The sequence below is a fragment of the Gluconobacter sp. P1D12_c genome, assembly GCF_018812105.1.
Classification (GTDB): domain Bacteria; phylum Pseudomonadota; class Alphaproteobacteria; order Acetobacterales; family Acetobacteraceae; genus Gluconobacter; species Gluconobacter oxydans_A.
In genome coordinates, this window is record NZ_JACSIQ010000015.1 from 20,406 (window position 1) to 30,106 (window position 9,701).

Annotated in this window: 6 protein-coding genes and 2 pseudogenes; 5 read left to right on the plus strand and 3 right to left on the minus strand. The window is 53.9% G+C overall.

Translation table 11 applies throughout. The features are described from left to right. Positions 1 to 51: 51 nt before the first annotated feature. Together KP705_RS13640 and KP705_RS13645 are read left to right on the plus strand one after the other, a co-directional pair. The gene (locus tag KP705_RS13640) at positions 52 to 258 is read left to right on the plus strand and encodes a hypothetical protein (RefSeq protein WP_215764653.1); all 207 of its coding nucleotides are present in this window, start codon (positions 52 to 54) and stop codon (positions 256 to 258) included. Beyond that, positions 255 to 2,753 (plus strand): ATP-binding protein, encoded by a 2,499-nt coding sequence (locus KP705_RS13645; protein WP_215764654.1) that lies wholly within the window; start codon positions 255 to 257, stop codon positions 2,751 to 2,753. The genes KP705_RS13640 and KP705_RS13645 overlap by 4 nt, the downstream gene beginning before the upstream one ends. Positions 2,754 to 2,853: 100 nt before the next feature. Here KP705_RS13645 and KP705_RS13650 read toward each other — a convergent pair whose 3' ends face one another. From KP705_RS13650 to KP705_RS13655, 3 genes and pseudogenes are all read right to left on the minus strand, one after another. Then, positions 2,854 to 6,258 carry a TM0106 family RecB-like putative nuclease gene (locus KP705_RS13650; protein ID WP_215764655.1) on the minus strand — a complete coding sequence of 1,135 codons (3,405 nt, stop codon included), beginning with the start codon at positions 6,256 to 6,258 and terminating at the stop codon, positions 2,854 to 2,856. Positions 6,259 to 6,647: 389 nt separating this feature from the next. Further along, positions 6,648 to 6,782, minus strand: a pseudogene (locus KP705_RS20155) (IS6 family transposase); the annotation flags it as partial. Between the two features lie 111 nt (positions 6,783 to 6,893). After that, entirely contained in the window at positions 6,894 to 7,337 is a 444-nt protein-coding gene (locus KP705_RS13655; RefSeq protein WP_215764656.1) for a hypothetical protein, read from the minus strand. Between the two features lie 311 nt (positions 7,338 to 7,648). Here KP705_RS13655 and KP705_RS13660 point away from each other — a divergent pair, with 311 nt between their 5' ends. From KP705_RS13660 to KP705_RS13670, 3 genes and pseudogenes are all read left to right on the plus strand, one after another. Beyond that, complete coding sequence (locus KP705_RS13660; protein WP_215764657.1) at positions 7,649 to 7,843, plus strand: hypothetical protein; 195 nt, start codon at positions 7,649 to 7,651, stop codon at positions 7,841 to 7,843. Between the two features lie 218 nt (positions 7,844 to 8,061). Further along, the gene (locus KP705_RS13665) at positions 8,062 to 8,838 is read left to right on the plus strand and encodes a DUF4365 domain-containing protein (protein ID WP_215764658.1); all 777 of its coding nucleotides are present in this window, start codon (positions 8,062 to 8,064) and stop codon (positions 8,836 to 8,838) included. A 703-nt stretch (positions 8,839 to 9,541) separates the two neighbouring features. Then, positions 9,542 to 9,701, plus strand: a pseudogene (locus tag KP705_RS13670) (helix-turn-helix domain-containing protein); the annotation flags it as partial.

Here is a 9,701-nt window from a genome sequence, read left to right on the forward strand (position 1 = left end):
TACGATTTCCTGAGGTCGGATTGGATGATAGCTTCACGACGGGGAGACACTATGTTTGACGCACAAAAATCGTTTGAAGAGAACCTTGAGGCGTTCAAAGCTGCGTGCGAAGGGATCGATGCGGACTGCGCAAAAATCCTGTTCGATAATATAGCCATTCTCATAAAACATGGTGCCGATCGCGACGCCAGAACGCTTTTCAACAAGGAAGTGAAGAAGGCACTTGATGCGCTTCCGACCAAGGAGGAGGCCGAATGAGCCGGTACTTCCTCGTTCAGATGGCCGTTGAGGGATTTCGTGGCATCAACAACAGCGGTGATCCACTTATTCTGAAATTTAAACCGGACTGCGTAAACTCGGTCTACGCAAACAACGGCGTGGGTAAAACTTCACTCTTCGAGGCATTGCAGTTCGTAATTCATGGCGAGATTCCACGGCTAACCGCTCTGCAGGGCGTCGAGCAAGGCGAAAGATACGTTCTCAACCGTTTCCATCCCGGCAAGAAAGCGACGATCGAGCTGAAGCTGCGACCAGATGATGGCTCAGCTGACGTAACCGTTTTGGTGACGCGCGATGCGAGCGGCACCCGCACCGTCACCTCCCCCTCGGGGCATGCAAACCCCGAACACCTGTTGCAAGCGCTGCAGGAAGATTTCGTCCTAGTGGACTACAAGACCTTCGCCGGGTTTATCGAAAACACTGCCTTGCTTCGTGGTCGTTCGTTTTCGGCGCTTATCGGTCTTAGCCAGTACTCCAATCTGCGACAGGCGATCGAAGGGGCTAATAATACGGCCACTCTCCGCAACGACCTTGGCATCAAGGTGCTGAACGTCACCATCGAGACCCATAAGTCCGGCGTTGCCGAGGCGAAGCGCAAGATCATTGAGGCCTACGAAGCGCTCACCGGGCAAACAATCGACAAACTAGATGAGCGGTCCGCGCTTGAAGCCACCGTAACCAAGGCACTCACCGACATCGGCTCGTTAAAAGAGGTGATGACAGGAAAGACGGTCGCGGACTTCGATTACAAGGCGGCGGTCACCGCCCTAGAGGACAGCTCCGACAGCACCAATCGGTTGAAGCTGCAAAAAATGCAGATGGACCGTGCCGTCATCCGGGAGCTCTCGTTCTCTGAGGAACACGCCATCCAGCTTAACGCACTGGAAGCTGCCGCCAAAGAGCGCGACGAAGCGCTGGACAAGGTTGGACATGCTGACTTGTTGTCGTTGCTAAAAGGCGCCTCCAAAGTGCTCGGCACTCCCGCATGGCCTCACGAGGACACTTGCCCTGTCTGCGATCTGCCGCAGGATCAGTCGCTAAAGGTCAAGGTCGACGAAAAAATCGCCGCCTACGACGCCGTAAAGGAGTTGGAAGCCGAATTAGCGAAATTCTGCCTTGGTTGCACAGCGCTCGAATTGTTGAGCATACTCGAAAGTGCCGCCGCTCTCTCGGTCCCAATCGAAGAGCATATTGTTACCGGACTTATAAACGCCGCGAAATCAGGCAGCGTGAAAACCGCCGATATCATGCAGGTGAGAGCGCGTGTCGAGATCCTGACCGCGTTGCGGGACGAAAAGGTTTCTACGCTCGAAAGCGAGATTCATGCGCTTGAATTGAGTTTGCCGCCTTCAGTCGCGGCAGCGGCTCGCGCCATCGAGAATGCCAAAACCTTCCGGGAAGAACTCGTCACGCTCGACCAAGTCAGTGTCAAATTGGTCGATGCTCAACATTCGCTGGCGAAAATCGATCTTTGGGTGAAATTCATCAAGGCCGCCGACAAGGCGTTCGCTGATGCGGAGACAAAGCTGTCCGGTGAGCGTCTCAAAGACATCGAAAATTCGTATAAAGCGCTGTTCCCGAGAATCATGCGCGGCGGACCGAACCTCAAACCGCACCTTTCTCGGGCCGAGAAGAGCGAAAACATCGACCTCACCTTGTCGGATTTCCACGGCGAGACGAACATCAACGCCCGCGCGGTGCTCTCGGAAAGCTATCGCAACGCCGTTGCTGCTTCGATCTTCCTTTCCGCAGCGGTCAAACATTCGCGGGCACCACGGTTTATGGTGCTTGACGACATTACCTCCAGTTTCGACGGCGGGCACCAATACAACTTGATGGACGTGTTGCTTCGCGATCTACGGTTCGGAGCCCACGCCGACGGCATTCAATTCATTCTCTTGAGCCACGACAGCGTGCTGGAAAAATATTTCGATCGGCTCGGTGGCACAAAGGAATGGCATCACCAGAAACTACAGGGCATGCCACCAACCGGTGCGGTCCAAACTAGCGCCAACGGTGCCGATCGTCTGAAAACTCGTGCCATCGATCTCCTCAGTCAAGGAAGCGTTGATATAGGCGCTCCGCTGGTACGCCAGTACCTTGAATACAAGTTGGGCTACATCATTTCCAAGCTGGAGATACCCGTTCCGCCCGACTATGCGACGCGCCCCGACAGCCGGACCCTGTCCACCTACTTCGACGCCATCACACGCGCGACAGCGCTTTACGATAGAGCGGGAGAGTGTGTGCTGGACGTGGCTCAAAAGGCCGCCATCAAACAGACCTATGCTACGTCGATCATCGCCAATTGCATCGCCCATTACGAGACATCGGCAGGTCAGCCCTTTACGGCCCACATGCTACTCGGACTCATCCAGGACATCGACGCCTACGCAGAGAACTTCAAACAGGATGCCCCCAATAATCCAGGCCATCGCATTTTCTGTCGTCGTCTCGATAAGCTCCATACCTGACTTGGAAGGAGAAGGCGACGCGGATCAGTGGGTCCAGCTGCCCGATTAATGATCTGTCATTGACCGATTCTCGGCCTAAGAGCGTCAAAGCGTCTGACCGTTATTGTTGCGAGCTCAGCTCAATATATCGGCAAAATGCGTTTGCGAGCTGCATCTGACGAGGCGTGCGGCATTCGGCCTGGAAAACTTGCGGAGACCCGACAAGGATTGTGACGCATTTTGCGCGTGAGGTCGCAACATTCAATCTGTTCAGGCTGTACAGAAATTCCATCCCGCGCGGCGCATCGGCATGTGAGGAGCTGGCGAGCGAATAGATCGAGATCGGCGCCTCTTGGCCTTGGAACTTATCGACAGTTCCAATTCGCGCCTGAGGTAGCCGACGTTGGATCTCGAACACCTGAGCATTGTACGGAGCGATGATGAGTATGTCTGCGATTCCGAGCGGCCTTTCGTACCCCTCACGATCGATCCAGGTCGCACCCTGTGCCAGTATGTCGGAGACCAATTCTGCGATAACGTCAGATTCTTCGGTCGAGCAATTCTGATTGCCGGAATGCTCAACGGGAAGGAACCTCAGACCCGTGCCATTGGCGATTCCCTTGGCGTTCACCCGCTGCCCGGCCGCGTCTGCCTGCGCTCCAAGCTTGCCCTCGTAAAACAGCTCGGATGTGAACGCGCAGATATCCGGATGAAGTCGCCAGGTGACGTCGAGAAATAGACCTTCGTCGGATGCGATGGTTTGCTTGCCCGAAAGCAGATGGTCGAGCGCAGAGCAGCCGGTGCCATCGGGATGGCTGCCTTGCATGGGTTGGTCGAGCTGCTGCGGATCTCCGAGCAGAACCAAGGTTTTTGCCGCCTGTGAAACGGCCAGCACATTCGCCAGAGACATCTGTGCCGCCTCATCGACAAAGAGAACGTCGAGACTGTCGAATGCATCCTCCGTCGACCACAGCCAGGCAGTTCCTCCTGCAACGCTGCAATCCGCGTTGAGCGCAGCGAAGATCTCCGCATTACTCTTCTTCGCGAACAGCAGCCGGTCAGTAGCGTCCTCCTTGGACCCGCCTTTCGGCTTTTGAATGCAGATCAGGGGAGTATCGGTCTCCTCGGCGATCTCTATGACCTTATTCAAGAGGTTACGGATCACCTCATGACCATTGGCCACGATCCCCACTTTCTTGCCCTGCCGGACAAGCTCGCAAATCATGTGCCCACCCATGTGGGTCTTGCCCGTGCCAGGAGGCCCCTGAATAGGCAACACGCCTGCTGCGATGAGCGGGCCTATGCGCACGCCCGCATCGAGGGGCTTTTCACCGTCGAGCCGAACGGCGCTGCCGTCTGCAATACTCGGCGCGACGCGCATCAGCATGTCGCGCGCTGCTTGGTACGCTTCTCCTTCGGTCATGCCATGCTCGCAAACATGGGTTGCCAATCTGACCAGCGATTCCTGCATTGGTTTGGACGGCACATGCTCATGCACAAAGACGGCGGCAGGATGTTCGTCGGCCATTGTCGAGGCCTTCTTAATGTCGATGGTGCGCTGTTCCCTTGAGATATCCTCAACGGTGCCCAAAGTCTGGCCGCCCTGCGCTCTCAGCCCCTTACCTGCGCGGATATCGGCTTCCTGAACCGGGAAGCTGTAGCGGTCGATCGGGCACTTGGCTGTGCCGCCTACCGTTTTCAGGAAGGTGAGACCTGCGAGGCCGGCGCGCTCGTCAATGAGCTCGTCGGAGGAGAGGTCGCTGAGACGGAAATATTCCCACCAAGTCGCCTTTTCCTCACGGCGATGCCACTCGAGAAGATTGGCAAGAAGCCAACGCGCATGTTGCTCTGCGCTGCGCTCTTCCGGATCGACAGGGACGTCTGCCGTCAGTTGCTCAATTAGCGGCGTGATCCGCTCGAGCCATTCGGAAAGGCCTTTGCTGGGCCCACTCTCACATGGCTCCGGTCTCATCACATCGACGCCCCGACCGATAAGCTTGGAGCGTTCGGCCTCCAGCCAATCGCGCAGAGCCTCGGTCGAGACACAGTCGTCGCGATTGTAGGCTTCGACGGTTTGCTTATCCTCCGGCAGAATTCCCATCGCGTCGTTTAGTTCGAGGCTTATCTGCAGGCGGTTTAGCGCCAGGTTGGCATCGGGAAGGCTGGCGTCTCGAACATAGCCATAAAGCGGCTCTAGCTTCTTGATGGAATAGCTTTCCACGCCCGCGCGCAGCGAATGGCGTACGACGCTCAGCAAATCGACAAACACAAGACCACGCAGCAGCGAATCCAGTTCGTCTTCGCGCGTGCCATACCGCCCCATCAACCGTTTCAGCGCGCCCGGCTCGTATCCGCCGTAGTGGTACACATGGAGCTGCGGGTAGATTTTCTTACGCTCGAGCACGAAATCGATGAATGTCTCGAAGGCTGCCTTCTCGCCGGCACGGTCAAGTGCCCAAAGCCTGCAGTATTGCGGCTCACCCTTTTCGTGGAATTGGAAGCCCAGGAGATATTCCAACCCATGCTGGCCAACAAAGGAATCCCCCTCGAAGTCGAGAAAGACATCGCCTTCGCAAGGCTCAGGTAGGCAATTGAGGCCGAAACCTGCCACCGGCGCCAGCAGTTCGTATCGCAGTTCGCCACTTGCTTTGGTTTCAAGCTGAATCCTAGCCTGCTCGCGGATGCGGGTCAGAGATTCTTTCGAGCCACGCTCCGGCTTCCATTGCAGGGGCAGCGGCAGTTCCGCGAGCGCCGTTGCCGTCGTGACGCCGTGATCCTTGAGCTCTGCGATCTGCATCGAGGAGATGCTGGCCACGAGGCAAAGGTGATCGTCATCCCGGCGTTGCTTGTTGCAGCGGGTGCTCCAATTGCAGATATCACAGTTTGACGTAGGCTCCGGGTAGGTCTGTCCGGGCCTGTCTGTTCCGATCGCTCCAAGCAATCCCAGCTTCACCTGGCGATGATAAGCGGTGAAGTCGGCAAGCCGATACCGCTCGTGCTCAAAGTCGGTCCAGGGCGGGATGACGCTGGCGAAAACCGGCATTGTGCCTTGCACTTTGCCGATGAGCTCGGAGTAGAGGCATAGCTGAAGAACGGTGCCGCCTTTCGTTTCCCGGGCGAGCTTGGTGTCGGTGGCTTCATAGGACCAATCGCCGAGGTCGCTTGGCGTATCGACGCGCTGTAGAATGTCGGTACGGCCAGCCCACGATCCACCTCGCAGCGCGCCCTGAACGATCACGTCAACGCCCGCTCGCATGGCGGCGATGGTTTGAGCAACGGCTTCTTCGCTGACGTCCACCCCCTCAATCACAACGCAGGAAAGATCTTGGGCGCGCAGATGGTCCACATAAGCCAATTCGTGCTGCTTCCCGCGCTCCCAGAGAGATTCGAGAGCTGGATCGAAGAATTTTGGGCGCGCAAGTTCACCGCACGCTACCGCGTACTCCAATTGGGTTAAGTGCCGACAGTTGAGATATCCCACCAAATCGGTAGCGCTTAGGCGGATCGAACCATCTTCAATTTGCATGTTACACACCCAAAATAAACAGCACACTCCTAACATGAATAAACTCAAGTGTTGACTGCATCAATTTCTGCATATGGATCAATCGGGATTGATCTCCTAAGCCTAATTGCGGTCGGTTGAGCCTGTAGCTGGATATGAATGTGTGCAGCTATCCAATGGTTAGATCTGATGGTGTGAACGGCAGCTAAGCTCGCGCGAAAGAAAGTCAGCACGTTCTAACGCAACGTTGTCGCGCTCCGAAGCCGACAGTCGTGTTTGTCCCAAAAGTGGTCTATTGCAGCGCGCCTCACGATGTCGGCTTTTGAGCACCCATCATAACTGTTTGGATGTCTGGCATGAGGGCGTTTCCAGTACAAGCGAAGGCGCTTTTCGATCTTGGGCGCATATCACTGCGCCCAGCTGTAGACCGTAGAGTGATCGACGCCGACGCCGCGATCGGCCAGCATGGTTTCGAAATCCGGGTAGCTGATCCTGTAGCGGCAATACCATCTCACTCCGAAATGCCGCCCCTTAAAATCGCTCATTCGCCATACGTCACGCAAATATCGGCAGCGATTTCGAACGGAGTGATAAACTTTGCGGCAGGGCATCGCAGGATACGCGCTAAACCTAAGTAATTTTCAAATAACCACCTACTATTTAGAATTTTTAAAAGCCGTTATAATAATATCGATATAGCTATTTATTTTCTCGCTATATGGAATTATGCTTGATGCAATCATCGCCCATACCACCATTTCAGTAAATATTATTTTAATTCCTTTTTTGTTTTTTGCTAAATTATCTATTATATTGGTGACGGCTGACCAGGTCAATAACAGAAGGAATCCACACGAGATAATGTATAGGTAATGAAAAATATTTATTTTTGTTACATCGAAAATCTTTTTCATTAAAGATGTGTAAATTAACCATGATAGAATTTTAAAAAATCTCTCCGTCCACGAAAAGACGTTTTTGAACGAAAATAATTGTATTTGCTTTCTAATTACTCCCTCTAAATGATCAGATATCTCTTCTCGACCAGAGGGAATACTATTTTTTCCATTGGGAGACGCTTTTTTAGGATGATATTTCAAGAAAATTTGACCTTAACAAACATTGGCTATTGTGATTTTACTATTCTAGTAATACCTGCTTGTTGCCTCGTTAAGACTTTGGGCGAACAAGATGCTATCACCCTCGTTCCTGTGATTAATGATAGTTTGGCACTGTTGCAAATCTAGACTACCGTTAGGATGAGTATCATCCTAACGATTTTCAGAATATCATAGACCCCGAACTGCCTTTCGATCAGACTTCCTTTTTTCATATTCCGTCGTTCCTATTGCCAGGATCTGGCCTGTCCCTTCTTCGGGGCGTGTATGACATCGAAACTCTTGACAATCGCATGCACCGTTCGCAGGATCTTGAACCTGCGCACGTGCTTAATCAGTTGCGTGAGCTTGCCGTGATCGCTGTGACGGCGGATCCAAGAATGACGGGGGCCGGTTATCCTCCCAAGGCGCTGGTTTTCCTAGCGATCCATAACCACCTATGTGCAATCGCAGGACACGGGTTGGCAGGTCCGGGTTCATGGGGTTGAAGCGCGGGCGCGATTGGCGGCGGATTGGGGCCGGAGCCGGAGTTTCGGTTCTGGTCGCCTATCTCGGGCCGGTCGTGATGGCGAGCGTGGTTGCGTGGCCTGTCTCGATGTTCTTAATGTAAGGTTAGCTTTCGGGCTTTACGGAGCGTGTCGGGAGTGGGCCAAGACTGTTTTTTCTGGTCGCGGCGATAGCGCTCGCGATTGCGGGCAGGACCTTTGTGGTTCAGGCACTAAAAAGAAACGATCTGCTACCATGCCGCAGAAAATACGAAAGTGGCCAGAAGATGCAATTCACCGCGAACAACACAACGGACCAGATCGGCATCCATTATTTCGGCCTTCGGATAACACGTGACCTGGGTCATATTTGTCGACTAAATACCGGACCGGACGTTGGCATTGATGCCACTATCGAGCTAGTGGACAGCCAGCGGGCTGCCACTGGAGCATATGTGGCGGTTCAGATTAAAACGACGAGAGCCGAGGATAACAAAGACGAGTTTATTCGATATTTTGATGAGCAGCACCGAGAATATTGGATAGATCATAGAGTTCCTGTCGTGTTCGCAGTTGTAAATCCCGATCAGGAGAAGATATGGCTCAAGCATGTCGCCACTCATACAATAGAACGAGCTGAGAAGAGCTGGAAGATATCGTTTTCCGCGGCGGACGAAATCAAACAAAACGGCCAAAATCTTCTGATGAAGCTGGCGAAGCCTGACGAAGCGGATGGTGTTATGAGGCGACTATCAGCGGTAAAATCCACGCTTCAGAACATCAACGTTATACCGCTATCATTAGATGATATCGGCAATAACCTGGATGTCCTAGAGGATATGCGGAGTGAGTTGGCCATCATAACGCAGATAGTTGATACAGACCCACATAGGTATGGCCACATTGTTAGGAAAGAGCTTAATTCCCTCAAAGTGCGACGGGCGCGCCTTGATAGTGAGCACTCTTATCAGAGAAACGTTGAGATTAACGGTATGTGACGCGGCACACGGCCCGTTTAAACGGTTAGATCTCAAGGACGTCGTGGGGACAACGGGGCGCTGTCGCTGATCGTCGGGTGTTACGTGACCAGTTACTTAGATGAAGAAGGGCTGCGCCATACCAATCTGACGAGCCGACGCAGGAGGCAATGGCTGCCTGCGTCGATCTTCCCCACTCAAGTTAAGGGCTCTGGACACCTGAGATGGTGCCTCTCAGCGCCGGCTGGCGGAAACTGGACGGCATCTTCGTGATCCAGTCGAGGCGCGCGATGAGGGCGTGCCGCATCCTCGTATCATTCCCAGATGCGTCAACGATCAGTGCCGACCGTACTTAAGGTAAGAGGTGTTGCAGGGTCAGATGGCAGTTCAGCCGTGAGTTCAAGGCCGAGGATGTGAAGAGCACAGATCCCAAACTATGTCCGCTTTCGGAAAGTCACGCATCCCGGTTAAATGGCCAGAATGTAGGCGTAAGCAGCAGGTCCGCTTCCCCCCTAGCTGCCGCGAAACCGATAAGGAATTACAGGCCTGTGCGGGGGTAAAATTCCCCTCCCGGGGTTTTGCAGGGACGATTTCATAGGTCCGACCCTATGTCCGATAATACGAAAAAATGGACATAGATTTTTCGGCAGAAAACCGCTGATTTTAAGTGTTTAGTCCCGTGTTTTGATGGTGTGGTATTTTCACGAGAGTGGAAGGAAGCCTTATGGGACAGAGACGTCATGGCAGCGCCACGACCACGCACGCCGTGCGAGCAGCCCTACAGCGATCGCAGGCTTCGCTCGCGGCGCTGAGCGAGGAGTTCGGGATCAACCCGAAAACCGTTGCGAAATGGCGCAAGCGCCAGACTGTCGAAGATCAGAAAA

What these genes read in the sequence shown, in the direction of transcription:
- KP705_RS13645 (WP_215764654.1), top strand. Translation starts at nt 255, where the DNA reads ATGAGCCGGTACTTCCTCGTTCAGATGGCCGTTGAGGGATTTCGTGGC.
- KP705_RS13650 (WP_215764655.1), bottom strand. Translation starts at nt 6,258, where the DNA reads ATGCAAATTGAAGATGGTTCGATCCGCCTAAGCGCTACCGATTTGGTG.
- KP705_RS13660 (WP_215764657.1), top strand. Translation starts at nt 7,649, where the DNA reads ATGCACCGTTCGCAGGATCTTGAACCTGCGCACGTGCTTAATCAGTTG.
- KP705_RS13640 (WP_215764653.1), top strand. Translation starts at nt 52, where the DNA reads ATGTTTGACGCACAAAAATCGTTTGAAGAGAACCTTGAGGCGTTCAAA.